Below are 17,624 nucleotides of genomic sequence, written 5' to 3' on the forward strand. Positions count from 1 at the left end.
GGTCGCTGCGCTCAGGCCGCGCGCACTTCGGTCACTTCGGGCACGTAGTGCTTGAGCAGGCTTTCGATCCCGTGCTTGAGCGTGGCGGTGGACGAAGGACAGCCCGAACAGGCGCCCTGCATCTTGAGGTAGACCACGCCTTCGCGGAAACCCTTGTAGATGATGTCACCACCATCGTTGGCGACGGCCGGACGCACGCGGGTTTCGATCAGGTCCTTGATCTGGTCCACGATATCGGCGTCGGCCGGATCGTCGCCCAGGTCCTCGTCCTCGCCGGGCACTGCGATCTCGGCCGCGCTGCCGCCGGCAAAGAGCGGCGCCTGCGACACGAAGTGATCGAGCAGGATCGCCAGCACCTGCGGCTTGGCATCAGGCCACTGCGCGCCCGGGGCGATCGTTACCGCCACGAATTCCTGGCCGAACAGCACTTCGGTCACGTCACCCAGGGAAAACAGGGCCTGCGCCAGGGGCGAGGCCTCGGCCTCTTCGGGCGAGGTGAACGAGCGCGTGCCGCTGGCCATCACCCGTTCTCCCGGGAGGAACTTGAGCGTGGCCGGATTCGGCGTGGTTTCGGTTTCGATGAACATGGTCTGCATTTAGGACGGGGGGGGCATGGGTCAAGGGGCGAGAGGGGTCAGAGGGCCCCTGGAACCGCGATTGGCGCGCTATTTCGCTGGAATGGGCCCGGCTGGCTGCTATGAACCGCGCCATGATCACTGCCTTCTCGCGCCGCGCGCGCTTCGCCACGCTCGTTTCCGCTGCCTTGCTCGCCCTGCCGGCGCTTGCCGTCCCGGCCCTGGCAGTGCCTGCCAAGGCCCCGGCCAAGGCCGCTGCCCGCCCGGCCGCCGCAGCGGCGCTGTCCACCGCGATCCTGCCCGTGCCGCTGATGCCGGTGGTGCCCGCCGGCCAGCGCCAGTGCAGCGCCAAGACCACCTCGGGCCTGGGCACCGTCACGCTCAAGCCTTCGGCCGAAGCGGCGCATCCGGCCAAGGGCGATTACGTGCTGGTCAACTATATCGGCTATCTTGCAGCCGACGGCCGCGTGTTCGACCAGAACACCGCCGCCGCCTTTCCCGTGGAAGGCGTGATCCCCGGCTTTTCCGAAGGCCTGCAACTGATGGCCAAGGGCAGCACCTGGCGCTTCTGCGTGCCGGCCGCGATCGGCTATGGCGCGCAAGGGGCGGGCGATACCATCCCGGCCAATGCCGATCTCGTGTTCCAGGTCGAACTGGTTGATTACAAGACCGCCGCCGAAGTGGAAAAGATGCGCGCCGCCGCCGCTGCCGCGCAAGGCGGCACCGGCCCGGCCGGCGCTGAACAGCCCGCGGCCCCCGCCACCCCGGCGGCTCCTGCTCCCGCTGCCACGCCCAAGCCATAACGGCGTAAAATAGCGATACGATCTCGCTGAAGGGCCAGTCTATTCACTGGCCCTTCACAAACCCCCTCCCTATAGATGGCGGATGCGATCGAACACCTGGCGCTCGCGGCGCTTCGCTTTTCTCGTTCTTTCCCTGCTCGCCACCACGGCGCCAGCCGGATTTCCCGTCCAGGCGGTGGCACGCGCTGCGCCGGTGGCGACGGCGGTGGACAACACGGCGCAGAACTGGCTCTACGTCGGCAGCGACGTGCCGCAGGACAAGGAATGGATCTTTGGCCGGCTGCCCAATGGCCTGCGCTATGCGGTGCGCCACAACGGGGTGCCGCCCGATCAGGTTTCGGTGCGCGTGCTGGTCGATGCCGGATCGTTCTATGAAACCGATGCGCAGCAGGGCTTTGCCCACCTGATCGAGCATCTCACGTTCCGCGATTCCAAGTATCTCAAGTCTGGCGAAGCGATCCCCACCTGGCAGCGCCTGGGCGCCACGTTCGGCAGTGACACCAACGCCGAAACCAGCGGCACGCAAACCGTCTACAAGCTCGATCTGCCCGGTGCCACGCCGGCCAAGCTCGACGAAACGTTCATGCTGCTGTCGGGCATGATCGCCGCGCCGATCTTCACGCCGCAGGGGGTGAAGACCGAAGTGCCGATCGTGCTGGCCGAAATGCGCGAGCGCTCCGGCCCGCAAACCCGCGTTTCCGATGCCACCCGCGCGCTGTTCTTTGCCGGCCAGCCGGCCGCCACGCGTTCGCCCATCGGCACGGTCGAAACGCTTCAGGCCGCGACGCCCGAAAGCATCAAGGCGTTCCACGACAAGTGGTATCGGCCCGACAACACGATCATCGTGGTGGCCGGCGATGCCGATCCGCAGGCGATGATCGAGCAGATCAAGAAGTGGTTCGGCCCGTGGACGGGCAAGGGGCCCAAGCCCGCGCCGGTCGATTTCGGCAAGCCGGTGGCCCCCAAGGGCACCGATCCGGCCAATCCGGTGGACGGCGCCAAGGTCATCGTCGAACCCAGCGTTCCGTTGCAGTTCAACTATGCCATCGTGCGCCCGTGGAAGCGGCACGCCGATACCATCGCCTATAACCAGGGGCTGATGATCGACCGCCTGGCCATGGCGCTGATCAATCGCCGCCTGGCGGTGCGCGCGCGGGCCGGCGGCAGCTATCTCTCGGCTTCGATCGACCAGCAGAACTATGCGCGCTCTGCCGATACCACGCTGGTTTCGGTCACCCCGCTGGGCGACGATTGGAAGGCCGCCGTGGCCGATGTGCGCGCGGTGATCGCCGATGCGCTCGCTTCGCCACCCTCGCAGGCCGACATCGATCGCGAAGTGGCCGAATTCAACCTGTCGTTCAAGGTGCCGGTGGAAACCCAGCGGACCCAGGCCGGGTCAGACCTGGCGGACGACATCACCCAGGCGGTGGACATCCGCGAGACGGTGGCCAACCCCGATACCGTCTACACCATCTTCCAGAAGTCCATCCCCCTGTTCACGCCCCAGGCCGCGCTGGAACACACCCGCGCGCTGTTCAAGGGCACCGCGATCCGCGGCATGCTCACCACCCCGCGCGATACCGGCGCCACCGATGCCGACGTGCGCGCGGCGCTGACCGCCAAGCCGGTGGTGGCCAGCAGCATCCGCCTGCCGACAGACAAGCTGACTTTTGCCCAACTGCCCGCGATCGGTGTGCCGGGCACCGTGGCCCAGGCCGAGCAGACCGGCGTTCTGGGCATCGAGCGGCTTACCCTGTCGAACGGTGTCAAGGCGCTGCTGTGGGCCAACGATGCCGAACCGGGGCGGATCATCATCCGCATCCGCTTTGGCGGCGGCCTGGCCGCGATTGCCCCCAAGGACGCAGTCTATGCCCCGCTGGGGGACATGGCGCTGATGGAAACCGGCTTTGGCCAGGTCGATCGCAATGCGATGGACGAACTGGCCACGGGCCGCAAGTTCAACCTCAATTTCAAGCTCGACGATACCGCGTTCGAGTTTTCGGCCGATACGCGCCCGTCCGACCTGAAGGACCAGCTCTATCTGTTCGCGGCCAAGCTGGCGCAGCCGCGGTGGGACGCAAACCCGATCATGCGGGCGGTGGCCGCGGCCAAGCTGCAATATGCCGCCAGCGGCTCTTCGCCCCAGGCGGTGTTGCAGCGGGACATGGGCTGGCTGCTCAAGGACAAGGATCCGCGCTACAAGATCCCCGATCCGGCCGCGCTCGATACCGTCACCGCCGACGATTTCCGCCGCGTGTGGCAACCCCTGCTGGCGCAAGGCCCGATCGAGGTGGACATGTTCGGCGATTTCACGCGCGAACAGGCGCTCGACGCGCTCAACGCCACGTTCGGTGCGCTGCCCCCGCGCGTGGCGGCCACGCCGCCGCCGCTCGATCCGCATCTGCCCGCCCACAACGAAACGCCCGTTGTCCTCACCCACAGCGGCGATCCCAACACGGCGGCGGCCATGGTCGTGTGGCCCACGGGCGGCGGGCGCACGGGGGTCCACGAATCGCGCCAGCTCGAAATCCTGGCGCAGATCGTCAACAATCGCCTGTTCGATGAAATGCGCGAGAAGATCGGCGCGTCCTATGCGCCGCAAGTGGAATCGGTGTGGCCGATGGACCTGCCTTCGGGCGGATACCTGGGGGCCACGGTGCAGTTGCGGCCGCAGGATCTTACGGCCTTCTTCGCCTCGGCCGACAAGATCGCATCCGACCTTGTCGCCTATCCGCCATCGCCGGACGAGATCGCGCGCGTGACCGAACCGCTCAAGCAGTTGATCACCCGTGCCAGCACGGGCAACAGCTTCTACATGTCGCTGCTGGGCGGCGGCGCGCAGGAACCGGGCAAGTTCGACGATATCCGCTCGATCCTGGTCGATTACAGCAAGACCACGCCCGAAGCGATGCAGGCGCTGGCCGCCCGCTATCTCCAGCACGACCGCTCGTGGCGTGTCGAAGTGGTTCCCCAACCCAAGAACTGACAAAGGATCCTCCCTCCGCATTGCGGGGGGAGGTGGCGGCCGCAGGCCGTGGAGGGGGGCACGCGCAACGGCGCGGCCGCAGGCCGCCGTGAGGGGGATTTGCTTCCACCCACGCAACAAAATGTCGATCACAGTGTCCGCAAGGCTTCCTTTGCAATCCGGCGTGGCAGCGCCTATGTCCGCGCGTCTTGAAAGGAAAGAGGACAGTGGCACAGAACTGGAATGCAAAGAGCTGGCGGGATCAAGAGGCGCGGCATCTGCCCGTCTATCCCGATGCGGAGAAGCTGAACGCGGTGGAAAGCACCCTGACAAGCTTTCCGCCGCTGGTCTTTGCCGGCGAAGCACGCGCGCTCAAGGCCGATCTGGCCCAGGTGGCGGCGGGCAAGGGTTTCCTGCTCCAGGGCGGGGACTGCGCCGAAAGTTTTGCCGAGTTTCATCCCAACAACATCCGCGACACGTTCCGGGTGCTGTTGCAGATGGCCGTCGTCCTCACCTTTGCCAGCAAGCAGCCGGTGGTGAAAGTTGGCCGCATGGCCGGCCAGTTCGCCAAGCCGCGCTCTTCGCCGGTGGAACGCCAGGGCGATGTGGAACTGCCGAGCTATCTGGGCGACAACATCAACGGCATCGATTTCACGCCCGAGCAGCGGATTCCCGATCCCGACCGGATGCTGCGCGCCTATAGCCAGGCGGCCGCCACGCTCAACCTGCTGCGCGCCTTTGCCGGCGGCGGTTATGCCAACTTGCGCCAGGTCCACGGCTGGACGCTCGATCATATCGCCAAGAGCCCCTGGGCCACCAAGTTTGGCGAAATGGCCGACAAGATCGGCGAAGCGCTGGACTTCATGGAAGCCTGCGGGGTCAACCCGTCGAGCGTGCCGCAGTTGCAGGGCACGAACTTCTACACCAGCCACGAAGCGCTGTTGCTGCCGTATGAAGAGGCGATGACGCGGCAGGATTCGCTGACGGGTGACTGGTACGACACCAGCGCGCACATGCTGTGGATCGGCGATCGCACCCGCTTCGAAGGATCGGCGCATGTCGAATTCCTGCGCGGCGTGGGCAATCCCATCGGCATGAAGTGCGGCCCCAGCCTCACCCCCGATGCGCTGCTGCGCATGCTCGACACGCTCAACCCCGCGCGCGAAGCCGGGCGCATCACCCTGATCAGCCGCTATGGCCACGACAAGGTGGAAGCCGGCCTGCCCGCGCTGGTGCGCGCGGTGAAGCGCGAAGGGCACCCGGTGGTGTGGAGCTGCGACCCGATGCACGGCAACGTGATCAAGGCCGACAACGGCTACAAGACCCGTCCCTTCGACCGCATCCTGGGCGAAGTGAAGGGCTTCTTTGCCGTGCACCGCGCCGAAGGCACCCATGCCGGCGGCATCCACATCGAAATGACCGGCCGCGACGTGACCGAATGCACCGGCGGCGCCGTGGCAATCACCCAGGAAGGCCTGGCCGACCGCTACCACACCCACTGTGACCCGCGCCTCAACGCCGCGCAGTCGATCGAACTGGCGTTCCTCCTGGCTGAAATGCTCAATCTGGAACACGCAGAAAAGAAAGCTGAAGCGGCGTAAGCTGCCCCTGAAAGCCCCCTCCTTTTCGTAAGGAGGGGGTTGAGGGCGGTGGAAGCGTGGCGCTTCCTGATGAAAACGCTGCGCCGGCGACTTTTCCGGGGACATCGCCACACCGCCACTTCCCCCCGGCCGCCCCATCGCGCACAACGCGGGGCATGAGCCAGCCCAACGCCCAAAAGCCCATGGACCCGCTTGCCCAGCGCGCGCTGTTTGCCCGTGCGGTCGATCTGCTGGGCGGGATCAAGGCGGCCGGGCAGGCGATCGGTGAGAGCGAGCTGGGCATGGCAGCGCTGCTGTCGGGCGCCGAACCATTGCAGCCGCGTGTGCTGGAGCGGGCGAGCAAGGCCCTGATCGCCCATGCCGATGCCTGCCGCGCGATGGAGCGGCGGATTTCCCCCGCGTTTACCGCGAATCTCACCAACGCCCAGATCGGCAAACCCTGACGGCCCGCAACCAACCGGCAACATTCGTCGGCTGCGGTTTGTCGTTCGTCGAACGGCGTGGGAACGATTGCTTGACACCGCCATCCGCGCGGGTTCGATGCGCGCCAATCTGGTTTCGCCTGAAAAGGAATTGCCCCTTGCGCCGCACTCTGTCGCTCGCTGCCGCCGCCGTTTCGCTGCTTGCCTTGCAACCCACGCTGGCCCTGGCCAAGGCCGAGGTGAAGGCCGATGCCAAGGCAGACGCAGCCCGCAGCGATGATCCCGACGGCGTGCCCGATCCCGATACCGCCACCACCACGCGCTTCTTCCAGCCGCGCAAGGTGCAGTCGGCCGGCACGGTGACGGTGGGCGGCCAGCGGATCGACTATACCGCCGAAGCCGGCACCGTGGTGGTGCACCAAGGCGATTGGGACGATGCCGATTGGCGCGAAAAGGCCGCGGCCGGCAAGGGCAAGGACGAGGCCAAGGACGCCCCGGCCGAAGCCTCGATGTTCTACACCGCCTATTTCAAGAAGGGCGCGCCTTCGGCCGATCGGCCGATCACCTTCCTGTTCAACGGCGGCCCCGGTTCGGCCACGGTGTGGCTGCACATGGGCGCGTTCGGCCCGCGCCGGGTGATCACGGCCAACGACAGCCACACGCCGCCCGCGCCTTATAACCTGGTGGACAACGCCTATAGCCTGCTCGACGCGTCGGACCTGGTGTTCATCGATGCGCCGGGGGCCGGCTGGTCGCGCATTGCCGGCAAGGACAAGGAAAAGGCGTTCTGGGGCGTGGACCAGGACGTCCATGCCTTCCGCGAATTCATCAAGGCGTTCCTGTCTGACCATGGCCGCTGGAATTCGCCCAAGTTCCTGCTGGGCGAAAGCTATGGCACGCCGCGTGCCTCGGCCCTGGTCAACGCGTTGCAATCGGACGATTCGGTTGATTTCAATGGCGTCGTGCTGCTTTCGGCGATCCTGAACTTCGATCTTTCGGCCGATGGCCCGCAGAACAACCCCGGCGTGGACAACGCCTATGTCGTCAGCCTGCCGACGGTGGCCGCCACGGCGTGGTATCACAACCGCCTGGCCGGCACGCGCCCGGCGGAACTCGAACCGTTCTTGCGCGAAGTGGAACACTTTGCCACCACCGACTATGCCATGGCCCTGATGCAGGGCAGCACGCTGCCCGATGCCCAGCGCCAGGACATGGCCAAGCGCCTGGCCGGCTACACTGGCATTTCGGCGGACTACTGGCTGCGCTCAAACCTGCGCCTCAATGTGGGGCAGGTGATGCAGCATATGCAGGAAGAGCAGGGGCTCACGACCGGCCGGCTCGACACGCGCTTTTCGGGCCCGACGCTCGATCCCACGGCCAAGGAAGCCGGCTATGACCCGCAGAGCGCGGCAATCAGCTCGGCCTATATCTCGGCGTTCAACGCCTATGCGCGCGACAGCCTGCATTACACGACGCAGCAAACCTACAAGCCCTTTGCCGGCAACGAGGAATGGGACATGACCCATCGCCTGCCCGATGGCAGCCGTTCGGAAAGCGGCCCGCTCAACGTGATGCCCGATCTTGCCAATGCGATGAAGCAGAACCCGGGGCTCAAGGTGCTGCTGGCCGGTGGCTATTACGATCTTGCCACGCCCTATTTCGAAGGGTTGTTCGAGGCGCGTCACCTGCCGATGGCGCCGTCGCTGCAGGCCAACATCAGCTATGCCTATTACCCTTCGGGCCACATGGTCTATGCCAACGAAGCCTCGCTCAAGGGCTTCCACGATGCGACGGCTGCTTTCATCGCCCGCAACAGCGGCAAGCACTGATCGCGGTCAATAGAACGCGGTCACGTTGAACGAGCCATAGGTGGTGGATTGCCCCGGTTGTGCATTGGGCGCGGTCTGCATGAAGCCACCTTTGGCCAAGTATACGCCGTCGAATTCCAGGCGCAGCCGCTTGGGCACGGCCCAATAGCGCAGGCGCGTGTCGAACTGGTGGCCGGCAAAGGTGCCGCTGGTGCCGGCCGCGTTCTTGACGCCCGAACTGCCGAACGCGTCGCGCGCATTGGCCAGCCACATCGGGTGCCAGGTCAGCAGATAGTCGAACCGCTTGGACGGGGCGCCTTCCAGCCGCAGCCCCGGCGCCACGATATTGGCGCGATAGGGCACGTTGTAGAGCCCGCCTGGCGAAAAATCGTTGCGCCGCGTGGCATAGAGCGGATCGTACCGGGTGATCGTGCCGCCCGGTGTATCGCCGGTGGCATAGTCCAGCTCTGCGGTGAGGTGGGTCTTGGCGTGATCGGCAAAGGTATAGCCCAGGCGGACGTGCAGGTTGGCCGCGCTGACCGGGAGCAGCGGGGCATTGGCGGCGGTGACGGTGGCTTCCTCGCCCCACTGGTAATTGCCTTCCAACTCGTAATCGAGGTGGGACGGCGCCGGGTCTGCCGCCAAGCGCAGGCTGGCGGTGTTGAGCGAACGGTCGCGCGTGGGGGTGTCCGGGCGATCGCGCTCGCCCAGGTGCAAGAGGCCCGCTTCCACCAGCGTGACCGGCGCGCCCTTGGGTGAAATCACCTTGCCCACGAAACCGCCCCACAATTGCAGGTCGAAGCCTTCGTGGTCCCAGGCGAAATGCTGCGATTCCATGCCACGCCGGTCGAGCGGCAGGCGCTGGTCGGGCAGGGTATAGACCAGCGACGCGCGCCAGCCGCTGGGCCAGGACGCTTCGGCGTGCAGGCCGGTATAGCTGTTGATGGTGTTGCGATAATCGTCGGCGGCGATCAGCCGGCGCGATCCGATGTTGAGCGTTTCGCGTCCCAGCTTCACATTCAGCTTGCTGCCCTTGCCCAGCGCATTGGGAAGGTCGAGCCCGACATAGCCTTGCACGAGTTCGAACGCGTTGACTTCGCCCGTGGTGATCGGCGTGCCGGGGTTTTCGTTGAACACGCGCGCGTCCCACACCTCGCCCACCACTTGCCAGGGGCCTTTGGTCCACACCGCCTTGAGCGTGGCACGGGTGTTGATGATCTGGTCGGTCAGGTTGGCATTGGGCCGCGCCTGGCCGTCGATCACTTCATAGCGCACGCGCACCTGGCCCGAGATGGCCAGGCCATCCTTGGGCCCGTTTTTCGCCTGGGCTTCGGCGCCATGGGCGGCGGGCACGGCAAGCGCCAGCGCCGGCAGTAGTGCGCAGGCATGACGGCGAATGGCAGGCATCGGTTTCCCCTGTGGCACATGCATGCCGCAGGGATAGGCCGCGCGCCGCCAATCCTGCGTGAAAGCGGGGTTAAGCGGAATTACGGCCCATCGAACAGCACCACCGCCCGCGCGCCATCGCCCTGGCGCATTGCGGCAAAGCCTTCGTTCACTTGGGAAAGCCCGATCCGCATGGTCAGCATCGCGTCGAGTCGCAGCAGGCCGTTCATGTAGAAATCGACCAGGCGCGGCAGGTCCACCGGAAAGCGGTTCATCCCCATCAGCGCGCCCTGCAGTTTCTTGCCCGAAAGCAGGTCCATTGCCGAAAGGCCAACCTGGTGATCGAGCGGCATCATGCCCAGGATCGTGGCCGTGCCGCCGCGGCGCAACACGTTCACCGCCAGCGCGCCGGAGTCCGGGCGGCCCACCGCCTCGATCGCGTGGTCCACTCCGCCGCGGGTCAGTTCCACGATCGTGCCGGCCGCGCCATCGATAATGGGATCGATCGTGTCGGTGGCGCCCATCTGCGTGGCCAGCGCCCGCTTTTCCGGCGAAGGATCGGCCGCAATGATGCGGCCCGCCCCGGCAATGCGCGCGGCATTCACCGCCGCCAGGCCCACGCCGCCGCACCCGATCACCGCCACGCTTTCGCCCGGCGTCAGCTTGCAGGCATTGAACACCGTGCCCGCCCCGGTCGTTACCGCGCAGCCCAGCAGGGCCGCCCGGTCGAGCGGCATGTCGGGCCTGATCGCCACGCAGGCGTTCTCGTGCACCAGCATCATTTCGGCCAGCGCCGAAAGGTTGAGCATCTGCTGCACCGGCGTGCCATCGGCGCGGGCCAGGCGCGGCGGCTCCTTGCGCGAACGCCGCGTGCCGCTGCCCAGGCACAGCGCCATGCGGCCCGAAACGCAGAATTCGCAGGTTCCGCAAAAGGCAGAAAGGCACGTGACCACCGCATCGCCCTTTTTCAGCCGCTGCACATGGCTGCCCACCGCTTCCACGATACCCGCCGCCTCGTGACCTGGCACGGCGGGCAGGGCGTGGGGATAGGCGCCGTCGATGAAATGCAGGTCGGAATGGCACAGGCCGCAGGCGACCGTGCGGATCAGCACTTCGTGCGGGCCCGGCTGGTCGATCACCAGGTCTTCGATCGCCAGCGGCTGGCCCTGTTCCACGATCACGGCGGCTTTCATTGCAGGTGCCCTCTCATCATCGCCCGGTAAAGCGGATCATCCAGAAATCCGGCCGCGTGCCGATGCGCAGCGGGAACGATCCCGATCCCACGCCGCCGCTGACCAGCACGATGCGATTGCGCCAGCGGACCAGTCCGCAGCGGAAGCGCGGGTTGTAATAGGTGGTGCCGGTGATGGGATTGCGGCCGCCGGTCCAGCCGGGCAGACGCACCTGCCCGCAATGGGTGTGCCCGGCCAGGATCACCGGCACATCGGGCGCCAGCAGGCGCAGCAGGCTGGGCGCATGCTCCATCACCACCAGCGGGCGGCCCGTGGCATGGGCCTGGGTCATCAGGATCGGCAGCCGCGCGCGCTTGGGCAGGGCATCGTCCACCCCGATCAACGTGATCGGGCCCAGCGCAGCCAGTTGGTCCACCAGCACGGTCACCCCGGCGCGGGTCAGCGCGGCCTGCACGGCAGCAGGGTCGGTGATGCGATCGTGGTTGCCCAGCACTGCAAACACCCCGAGCGGGGCATGCAGCCGCGAGAGCGGGGCAGCCAGCAGATCGACGCGCATGGCCGGATCGCCGGGATATTCGCCGTTCACGAAATCGCCGGCCAGCAGGATGGCATCGGGCCGCCGCGCCATGATCTGGTCCACCACCCGGTCCAGCCGGGCAGCAGTCATGCCGTGATTGCCCACGTGGATATCGGACACCAGCGCGACGTTGAGCGATCGGCCGCGCAGCGCCGGATCATCGAACGTGATCGTGGTTTCGCGCACTTGCGGATCCCACGTCGGCACCCACAGGCCCCAGGCCAGCACCGCCAGGGCAAAGCCCAGCACGATGCAAAAGCCATGGGCCAGCCCAAGCGACCCCGCCTGGACCACGATCCGCCAGGGAGCGGGCAGGGGCGTGCCCAGCGCCATGGATCTAGTGCCGGGTCAGTTCGCGGACAAAGCCGATCAGCCCGGTCTGGCGCGCGCGCTTCAGGCGCTCGGCCGCCAGGATCTGGCTGATCTGGGCATAGCAGGCATCCACGTCGTCGTTCACCACGACATAGTCATAGCCGTCCCAGTGGCTGATTTCGGCCTGGGCGCGGGCCATGCGCGCGGCGATCACTTCGGCGCTGTCGGTGCCGCGCCCGGTCAGGCGGCGGCGCAGTTCCTCGATGCTGGGCGGCAGGATGAACACGCGCACCACATCGGCTTCGGCCTTTTGGTACAACTGCTGCGTGCCCTGCCAGTCGATATCGAACAGGGTGTCGAAGCCCTCTTTCAATCGCGCGCGGATGTGGGCCTTGGGCGTGCCATAGCAATGGCCGAACACTTCGGCCCATTCATAGAATTCACTGGCTTCCACCATGCGGTCGAACGTGGCGCGATCGACGAAGTGATAGTCCTTGCCATCCACTTCGCCCGGCCGGATCGGCCGGGTGGTGGCCGAAACCGATGCTTCGATCTGCGAATCATGGGCCAGCAGCCGCTTGGCGATCGTGGTCTTGCCGGCGCCAGAGGGCGACGACAGGATCAGCATAAGCCCGCGGCGATGCAGGGCATCGGCGGAATGAACGGGCTGGGTTGGGTGGGTTGCGCTTTCGGCCATGGTCGCAGATGGACCATGGCCGCCCCGCCGGTCAAGCCGGGGCATGTTGCGATTGCGAAGATTTTCGGCGGATCAGCGGGTGACGGGGGGTGGTCCAGCGGCCGCCTTGGCGGCCTTGCGCGCGCGCCGGGCCTTGCGCCGGTCATAAAGCGCCTTGGCGACCAAGCCGCCGCCCACCACGATCGCGCCCGGAACCGAGCGGGTGGCAACGCGGGCAATCGCCGTTCCGACCAGGCTGCCCGCCAGCGAAGGCGCCTTGATCAGGCCGCCAGGGCTGCGCACCGGCAGGGCCCGGCCCAGCACGCGGCCAGCCAGGCCCCGGCCCGCAACGCCGCGCGCCAAAAGCGCGCTTCCCGCGCTCAGCGCAATGTCGGTAAGGATAAGCGTGGTCAGCGGGCTGGTGGCGGGCGGTTCGGCCTTGGCCGGCGCGGCCTGTGCCTCAGCCGGCGTTTCGGCGGCGTTGGTGCTGCCATCCTTGGTGTCTTGCCCGGTCTTGGAAACCATCTGCGGATGCCCCGTTGGCTTGATGGCCTGCGGCAAACGAAGACCGGGCTGATGGCCGGATCGGGGCTTGCGGCAGGCAGTTACTTCTTGCGGCCGAAATCGACCGTGACAACGTTCGATCCGTCATCGCTGCGTTCAACGGCGGGCTTGTCGGAAGTTTCCCCGTCGATGACCGAAGAATCGTTTTCCGCGTCTTCGTGCGTTTCGTCGTCCAGATCGTCGGCCGCCTGGAACTGCAAGCCAAAGTCCACCGCCGGATCGACGAAGGCGGTGATCGCGCGGAACGGGATGATCAGGGTGGAGGGCACCTGGTTGAAGCTGAGCCCCACCGAAAAGCCTTCTTCCTCAACCTTCAGGTCCCAGAACTTGTTCTGGAGCACGATGGTCATCTCGTCGGGGAAGCGTTCCTTGAGCCGGTTGGGAATCGAAACCCCCGGCGCCCCGGTGCGGAAAGTGATGTAGAAGTGGTGTTGGCCGGGCAGCATCCCGCCGGATGCCTCCACCTGGCCCAGGACACGGCCTACCACGGCGCGCAGGGCCTCCTGCACGATTTCGTCATAGGGGATCAGGCTGTCGGGCGTTTCGCTCATATCCAGCACAACTGGCGCTGGCACGGGCGCGGGTCAAGAGGGAGAGATTGATTCTCGCCCCTTGGCGCGTATAGGCATGGCCCATGCGCACCGGATCGATCACCCGCACCACCGCCGAAACCGATATCAAGGTCAGCGTCAACCTGGATGGCTCCGGGCTCTATGACGTGAACACCGGGATCGGCTTCCTCGATCACATGATCGAGCAGCTTTCGCGCCACGGGCTGATCGACATCACCTTGCACGTAAAGGGTGACCTTCACGTGGACGAGCACCACACCGTGGAAGACAGCGCCATCGCGCTGGGCCAGGCGATCGCCCAGGCGCTGGGGGACAAGAAGGGCATCACCCGCTACGGTTCCACCTACGCCCCGATGGACGAGGCGCTAGCCCGCGTGGCGCTGGATATTTCCGGCCGCCCGATCCTGGTGTGGAAGGCGCGCTTTTCCCAGCCGCGCCTGGGCACGATGGACACCGAGATGTTCGAGCACTGGTTCCACTCGCTGGCCCAGGCCGCCGGAATCACGCTGCACATCGAATGCCTCTACGGCACCAACAACCACCACATCATCGAAGGCATCTACAAGGCCTTTGCCCGTGCCCTGGCGCAGGCGATCACGATCGATCCGCGCAAGGCCGATGCCGTGCCCTCGACCAAGGGCATCCTCGGTGGCTGAGGTGCTGGCCCTGATCGACTACGGCGCGGGCAACCTGCGCTCGGTGGCCAATGCCCTGAAAGTGGCGGGCGCCGAGCATGTCACGCTCACCGCCGATCCCGATGTGGTGCGCCGCGCCGATCGCATCGTGTTGCCCGGCGTGGGCGCCTATCGCGCCTGTGCCGGCGCGCTGCGTGGCGTGACAGGCATGATCGATGCGCTGGAAGAGCGCGTGCTGGTCGATGCCGTGCCGTTCCTGGGCATTTGCGTGGGCATGCAACTGCTTGCCTCGCGCGGGGTGGAATATGGCGTGACCGAGGGGCTGGACTGGATCGCGGGCGAAGTGCGCCTGATCGAGCGCACCGACCCGGCGATCAAGGTGCCGCACATGGGCTGGAACGATGTTTCGCCCACGCTCCATGGCGATGGCGCCACCCTGATCGAAGGGGGTGAGGCCTATTTCCTGCATTCCTACCACTTTGCCGCCGACAACGGCGCCGATGTGGCGGCGATGACCGACCATGGCGGCGGGCTGGTGGCGGCGGTTGCGCGCGACAACATCCTGGGCGTGCAGTTCCACCCTGAAAAGAGCCAGGGCTATGGCCTGCGGCTGCTCTCGCGCTTCCTCGACTGGAAGCCCTGAAGAAAGGGCAGGCCGCGGAACCACCCGCTGCCCCCGCGCTTTCCCTTTCCTGATACCCGCAGGAAAGGACAAATCATGGCAACAGGTTATGCCGCAACGGCGGCCAAGCCGGGGCACACCGCGCAAACGCCCCTTGCCGGGCGGCGCATCGCCATTACCGGCGGCACCACTGGCATCGGCCGGGCGACAGCACTGCTCCTGGCGGGCGAAGGTGCGCAGATTTTCACCTGCGGCCGCGATCCCGAACACCTGAACGATTGCCTGGTGGCCGTGCGCGAGGCGGGCGGCACGATCGATGGGCTGGCGCTCGACCTGGCACACGAAGGGGCGGTCGATCGCTTTTTCGGTGCGGCCGAGCAGGCCATGGGCGGGCTCGACGTGGCCGTGATCAACGCGGCCGTCCCTGCGTCCGGCTTGACCGAGATGGACGAGGCCGGCCTGCGCTATGCGATCGCTGCCGATTTCACCGCCTATCTCGTTTCGGCCTGGCGCGCCGCCGCCGCGCTTTCGGGCAAGGGCGGCGATATCGTGCTGGTTGGTTCGATGAGCGCGCATGTGCTGGGTGGGCATTCCACCGTCTATGCCGGGATGAAGGCCGGGATTGCGGGTTTTTCCGAGGCGCTGCGCCGCGAAATGGGCGGCAAGGGCGTGCGCGTCGGGTTGGTGGAGCCGGGCCTTGTCGGCACCGATTTCCAGTATCCCGACATTCCCGCCGACAAGCAGCGCGACATGATTGCCGCTGAAAAGATGCTGCGCGCCGAGGATATCGCCGTTGGCATCCATTATTTCCTCACCCAGCCCAGCCGCACCGTGGTGCAGCAGCTGGTCATCGTTCCCAGGGTCAACGAAGAATGAAATTTCCCCACGATCGTCTCGTCATCACGCCCCACGTGATCGACCTTTCGCGCTCGCCGCTGGCCGGGCATTTCGATGCGGAAACTTATGTGCTGGGCGCGTTCAACCCAGGCATGACCGTGCTGCCCAATGGCAACGTGCTGCTGATGGTGCGCGTGGCCGAGGCGCTGCGCGAACCGGTGCGCGACGGCAAGGTCCACGCGATCCGCTGGGATGGCGACGGGCGCACCGTTGGCGGGCAGGCCTTTGGGCGTTACGTGCTCGATGCCTGGCCGCTGGAACTGGCCGACACGCGCGATCCGCGCAAGTTCGTGGTGCCGGGCGGTGGCTGGAAAGTCATGGCGCTCACCTCGCTGTCGTGGTTGCTGCCGGTGGAAATGACGCCCGATGCGATGGACATCGTGGCGGTGCATTACGACAAGGCGATCGCGCCCGAAGGGCCATGGCAGTGCTATGGCCTGGAAGACGCACGCATTTCGCGCGTGGCCGAAGGGCAGTACCTGATGACCACCTGCTCGGTCAGCCCCGAACGCCATTCCACCACGCTCTATTCCTCTGACAATGGGCTGGACTGGACGTTCGAAGGCCTGGTGCTCGATCACCAGAACAAGGACATGTTGATCTTCGAAGGCCTGATCGATGGGCAATACTGGGCGCAGACGCGGCCCTTGGGTGACTTGTGGTTTGCCTATCCACCCGGCAGCCCATGGCGTGCGGGCCCGTCGATCAATCTGGCCACGTCGCCCGATGGCCGCCACTGGAAGCCGCACCTTTCGCCCCATATCCGCCCCCGCACCGATCGCCCGGCCAGCGCACGCATGGGCGGCGGCGCGCCACCGATCCTGACCGAGGTGGCCGGCCAGCGCGGCTGGCTTTCGCTGTGGCACGGGGTGGAGCCCAAGGAGATCGTGGGGATCTATCGCACGTTCTGGACGCTGCTCGACGAAGCCGATCCCACCCGGATCCTGGCGCAGGGCGACGGGCCCCTGCTTGAACCCGACGCCGAACTGACGCACCCCCTCGAAGACTTGCTCTACTTGCGCGACGTGGTGTTTACCACCGGCGTGATCGACCAGGGCGATCGCTTCATCGTCGCCTCGGGCGAGGCAGACCTGGCCTGCCGCGTGACCCACGTGCCCAAGGATGCGTTCGGCTAAGCGGGCGGAGGGGCTTGGACAGGCTCAGCCCGGACGGGATTTCCACGGGTTCAAACCGACCCCCGTTCGCCCTGAGCTTGTCGAAGGGCGTCACGCGCAACGCACGCAAAACCCATTGGACATGCCCGCGCGCGCTGCTAGGCGCGCGGGCATGATCGTGTTTCCCGCCATCGACCTCAAGGGAGGTCAGGTCGTCCGCCTTGCTGAAGGCGATATGGATCGTGCCACCGTCTATGGTGACGATCCCGCCCACCAGGCCACGCTGTTTGCCCAGGCCGGCTCGCAATACCTGCATGTCGTCGATCTCGACGGCGCCTTTGCCGGCGAAGCGCGCAACCGTGGCGCGGTGGAAGGCATTCTCAAGGCGTTTCCCGGCCATGTCCAACTGGGTGGCGGCATCCGCAATCCCGTGGCGGTGGATGGCTGGTTCGATCTGGGCGTCTCGCGCGTGGTGATCGGCACCGCCGCGCTGAAAGATCCGCAGTTCGTGAAGGACATGGCCAAGGCCTATCCCGGCGGCATCGTCGTGGCGGTCGACGCGCGCGATGGCATGGTGGCCACGGCCGGCTGGGCCGATGTGTCCGACGTGTCGATCGTGGAGATGGCCCGCCGGTTCGAGGATGCGGGCGTTGCCTCGCTGCTGTTTACCGACGTGGGCCGCGACGGGCTGCTCAAGGGCTGCAACATCGAGGCGACGGTCGACCTGGCGCGCGCCACGCGCCTGCCGGTGATCGCCAGCGGCGGGGTCAAGGGCATTGATGACATCGCCATGCTCAAGGTGCATGAAGCCGATGGCATCGAAGGCGTGATCACCGGCCGCGCGCTTTACGATGGGCGGCTTGACCTTGCCGCCGCGATCCAGATCGCCGAGGGCTGAAAG

17 protein-coding genes are annotated in these 17,624 nt (G+C 66.4%); 10 read left to right on the plus strand and 7 right to left on the minus strand.

Going from position 1 to position 17,624, the window contains the following annotated elements; genetic code table 11:
* Positions 1 to 11: 11 nt before the first annotated feature.
* A complete protein-coding gene (locus FHW94_RS02760) occupies positions 12 to 587 on the minus strand; it encodes a NifU family protein (RefSeq protein WP_168554241.1) in 576 nt (191 codons plus the stop codon).
* A 122-nt stretch (positions 588 to 709) separates the two neighbouring features.
* Between FHW94_RS02760 and FHW94_RS02765 the strand changes: the two genes are divergently transcribed.
* The 5 genes from FHW94_RS02765 (at position 710) to FHW94_RS02785 (ending at position 8,195) form a co-directional block, all read left to right on the plus strand.
* Positions 710 to 1,378: an FKBP-type peptidyl-prolyl cis-trans isomerase gene (locus FHW94_RS02765; protein ID WP_168554242.1), complete on the plus strand. Its 669-nt coding sequence runs from the start codon at positions 710 to 712 to the stop codon at positions 1,376 to 1,378.
* An 82-nt stretch (positions 1,379 to 1,460) separates the two neighbouring features.
* The gene (locus FHW94_RS02770; RefSeq protein ID WP_168554243.1) at positions 1,461 to 4,364 is read left to right on the plus strand and encodes a M16 family metallopeptidase; all 2,904 of its coding nucleotides are present in this window, start codon (positions 1,461 to 1,463) and stop codon (positions 4,362 to 4,364) included.
* Between the two features lie 206 nt (positions 4,365 to 4,570).
* A complete protein-coding gene (locus FHW94_RS02775; RefSeq protein WP_168554244.1) occupies positions 4,571 to 5,944 on the plus strand; it encodes a 3-deoxy-7-phosphoheptulonate synthase class II in 1,374 nt (457 codons plus the stop codon).
* A 155-nt stretch (positions 5,945 to 6,099) separates the two neighbouring features.
* Entirely contained in the window at positions 6,100 to 6,387 is a 288-nt protein-coding gene (locus tag FHW94_RS02780) for a hypothetical protein (protein ID WP_168553768.1), read from the plus strand.
* A gap of 137 nt (positions 6,388 to 6,524) precedes the next feature.
* Positions 6,525 to 8,195 (plus strand): peptidase S10, encoded by a 1,671-nt coding sequence (locus FHW94_RS02785; protein WP_168554245.1) that lies wholly within the window; start codon positions 6,525 to 6,527, stop codon positions 8,193 to 8,195.
* Between the two features lie 6 nt (positions 8,196 to 8,201).
* On the opposite strand, the gene FHW94_RS02790 is transcribed toward FHW94_RS02785, so the two are convergent.
* The 6 genes from FHW94_RS02790 to FHW94_RS02815 all read right to left on the minus strand — a co-directional run bounded on the left by FHW94_RS02790 (position 8,202) and on the right by FHW94_RS02815 (position 13,433).
* The gene (locus FHW94_RS02790) at positions 8,202 to 9,581 is read right to left on the minus strand and encodes an alginate export family protein (RefSeq protein ID WP_168554246.1); all 1,380 of its coding nucleotides are present in this window, start codon (positions 9,579 to 9,581) and stop codon (positions 8,202 to 8,204) included.
* An 80-nt stretch (positions 9,582 to 9,661) separates the two neighbouring features.
* Positions 9,662 to 10,753 (minus strand): Zn-dependent alcohol dehydrogenase, encoded by a 1,092-nt coding sequence (locus FHW94_RS02795; RefSeq protein ID WP_168554247.1) that lies wholly within the window; start codon positions 10,751 to 10,753, stop codon positions 9,662 to 9,664.
* A gap of 16 nt (positions 10,754 to 10,769) precedes the next feature.
* Positions 10,770 to 11,663 (minus strand): metallophosphoesterase, encoded by an 894-nt coding sequence (locus FHW94_RS02800; protein ID WP_168554248.1) that lies wholly within the window; start codon positions 11,661 to 11,663, stop codon positions 10,770 to 10,772.
* 4 nt (positions 11,664 to 11,667) lie between these two features.
* The gene (gene gmk, locus FHW94_RS02805) at positions 11,668 to 12,339 is read right to left on the minus strand and encodes a guanylate kinase (protein WP_168554249.1); all 672 of its coding nucleotides are present in this window, start codon (positions 12,337 to 12,339) and stop codon (positions 11,668 to 11,670) included.
* Between the two features lie 72 nt (positions 12,340 to 12,411).
* On the minus strand, positions 12,412 to 12,843 hold the full coding sequence (locus FHW94_RS02810) for a hypothetical protein (RefSeq protein ID WP_168554250.1): 432 nt from the start codon (positions 12,841 to 12,843) through the stop codon (positions 12,412 to 12,414).
* A gap of 80 nt (positions 12,844 to 12,923) precedes the next feature.
* On the minus strand, positions 12,924 to 13,433 hold the full coding sequence (locus tag FHW94_RS02815) for a ClpXP protease specificity-enhancing factor SspB (RefSeq protein ID WP_168555424.1): 510 nt from the start codon (positions 13,431 to 13,433) through the stop codon (positions 12,924 to 12,926).
* A gap of 83 nt (positions 13,434 to 13,516) precedes the next feature.
* On the opposite strand from FHW94_RS02815, the gene hisB reads away from it, so the two are divergent.
* From hisB to hisA, 5 genes are all read left to right on the plus strand, one after another.
* Positions 13,517 to 14,110, plus strand: coding sequence for an imidazoleglycerol-phosphate dehydratase HisB (gene hisB, locus FHW94_RS02820; RefSeq protein WP_168554251.1), 594 nt, complete (start codon positions 13,517 to 13,519; stop codon positions 14,108 to 14,110).
* Entirely contained in the window at positions 14,103 to 14,732 is a 630-nt protein-coding gene (gene hisH / locus FHW94_RS02825) for an imidazole glycerol phosphate synthase subunit HisH (protein WP_349237424.1), read from the plus strand. Before hisB ends, hisH begins: the two co-directional genes overlap by 8 nt.
* Before the next feature lie 75 nt (positions 14,733 to 14,807).
* Positions 14,808 to 15,587, plus strand: coding sequence for an SDR family oxidoreductase (locus FHW94_RS02830; RefSeq protein ID WP_168554253.1), 780 nt, complete (start codon positions 14,808 to 14,810; stop codon positions 15,585 to 15,587).
* On the plus strand, positions 15,584 to 16,744 hold the full coding sequence (locus tag FHW94_RS02835) for a glycosidase (RefSeq protein ID WP_168554254.1): 1,161 nt from the start codon (positions 15,584 to 15,586) through the stop codon (positions 16,742 to 16,744). The genes FHW94_RS02830 and FHW94_RS02835 overlap by 4 nt, the downstream gene beginning before the upstream one ends.
* 151 nt (positions 16,745 to 16,895) lie before the next feature.
* Entirely contained in the window at positions 16,896 to 17,621 is a 726-nt protein-coding gene (hisA, locus tag FHW94_RS02840; protein WP_168554255.1) for a 1-(5-phosphoribosyl)-5-[(5-phosphoribosylamino)methylideneamino]imidazole-4-carboxamide isomerase, read from the plus strand.
* The last annotated feature ends 3 nt before the right edge of the window (positions 17,622 to 17,624 follow it).

The sequence above is a fragment of the Novosphingobium sp. SG720 genome (assembly GCF_012275365.1).
GTDB classification, from domain to species: Bacteria; Pseudomonadota; Alphaproteobacteria; order Sphingomonadales; family Sphingomonadaceae; genus Novosphingobium; species Novosphingobium rhizosphaerae.

What these genes read in the sequence shown, in the direction of transcription:
- FHW94_RS02790 (WP_168554246.1), bottom strand. Translation starts at nt 9,581, where the DNA reads ATGCCTGCCATTCGCCGTCATGCCTGCGCACTACTGCCGGCGCTGGCG.
- FHW94_RS02810 (WP_168554250.1), bottom strand. Translation starts at nt 12,843, where the DNA reads ATGGTTTCCAAGACCGGGCAAGACACCAAGGATGGCAGCACCAACGCC.
- FHW94_RS02830 (WP_168554253.1), top strand. Translation starts at nt 14,808, where the DNA reads ATGGCAACAGGTTATGCCGCAACGGCGGCCAAGCCGGGGCACACCGCG.
- gmk (WP_168554249.1), bottom strand. Translation starts at nt 12,339, where the DNA reads ATGGCCGAAAGCGCAACCCACCCAACCCAGCCCGTTCATTCCGCCGAT.
- hisB (WP_168554251.1), top strand. Translation starts at nt 13,517, where the DNA reads ATGCGCACCGGATCGATCACCCGCACCACCGCCGAAACCGATATCAAG.
- hisA (WP_168554255.1), top strand. Translation starts at nt 16,896, where the DNA reads ATGATCGTGTTTCCCGCCATCGACCTCAAGGGAGGTCAGGTCGTCCGC.
- FHW94_RS02780 (WP_168553768.1), top strand. Translation starts at nt 6,100, where the DNA reads ATGAGCCAGCCCAACGCCCAAAAGCCCATGGACCCGCTTGCCCAGCGC.
- FHW94_RS02815 (WP_168555424.1), bottom strand. Translation starts at nt 13,433, where the DNA reads ATGAGCGAAACGCCCGACAGCCTGATCCCCTATGACGAAATCGTGCAG.
- FHW94_RS02770 (WP_168554243.1), top strand. Translation starts at nt 1,461, where the DNA reads ATGCGATCGAACACCTGGCGCTCGCGGCGCTTCGCTTTTCTCGTTCTT.
- FHW94_RS02765 (WP_168554242.1), top strand. Translation starts at nt 710, where the DNA reads ATGATCACTGCCTTCTCGCGCCGCGCGCGCTTCGCCACGCTCGTTTCC.
- FHW94_RS02795 (WP_168554247.1), bottom strand. Translation starts at nt 10,753, where the DNA reads ATGAAAGCCGCCGTGATCGTGGAACAGGGCCAGCCGCTGGCGATCGAA.
- FHW94_RS02800 (WP_168554248.1), bottom strand. Translation starts at nt 11,663, where the DNA reads ATGGCGCTGGGCACGCCCCTGCCCGCTCCCTGGCGGATCGTGGTCCAG.
- FHW94_RS02760 (WP_168554241.1), bottom strand. Translation starts at nt 587, where the DNA reads ATGTTCATCGAAACCGAAACCACGCCGAATCCGGCCACGCTCAAGTTC.
- FHW94_RS02835 (WP_168554254.1), top strand. Translation starts at nt 15,584, where the DNA reads ATGAAATTTCCCCACGATCGTCTCGTCATCACGCCCCACGTGATCGAC.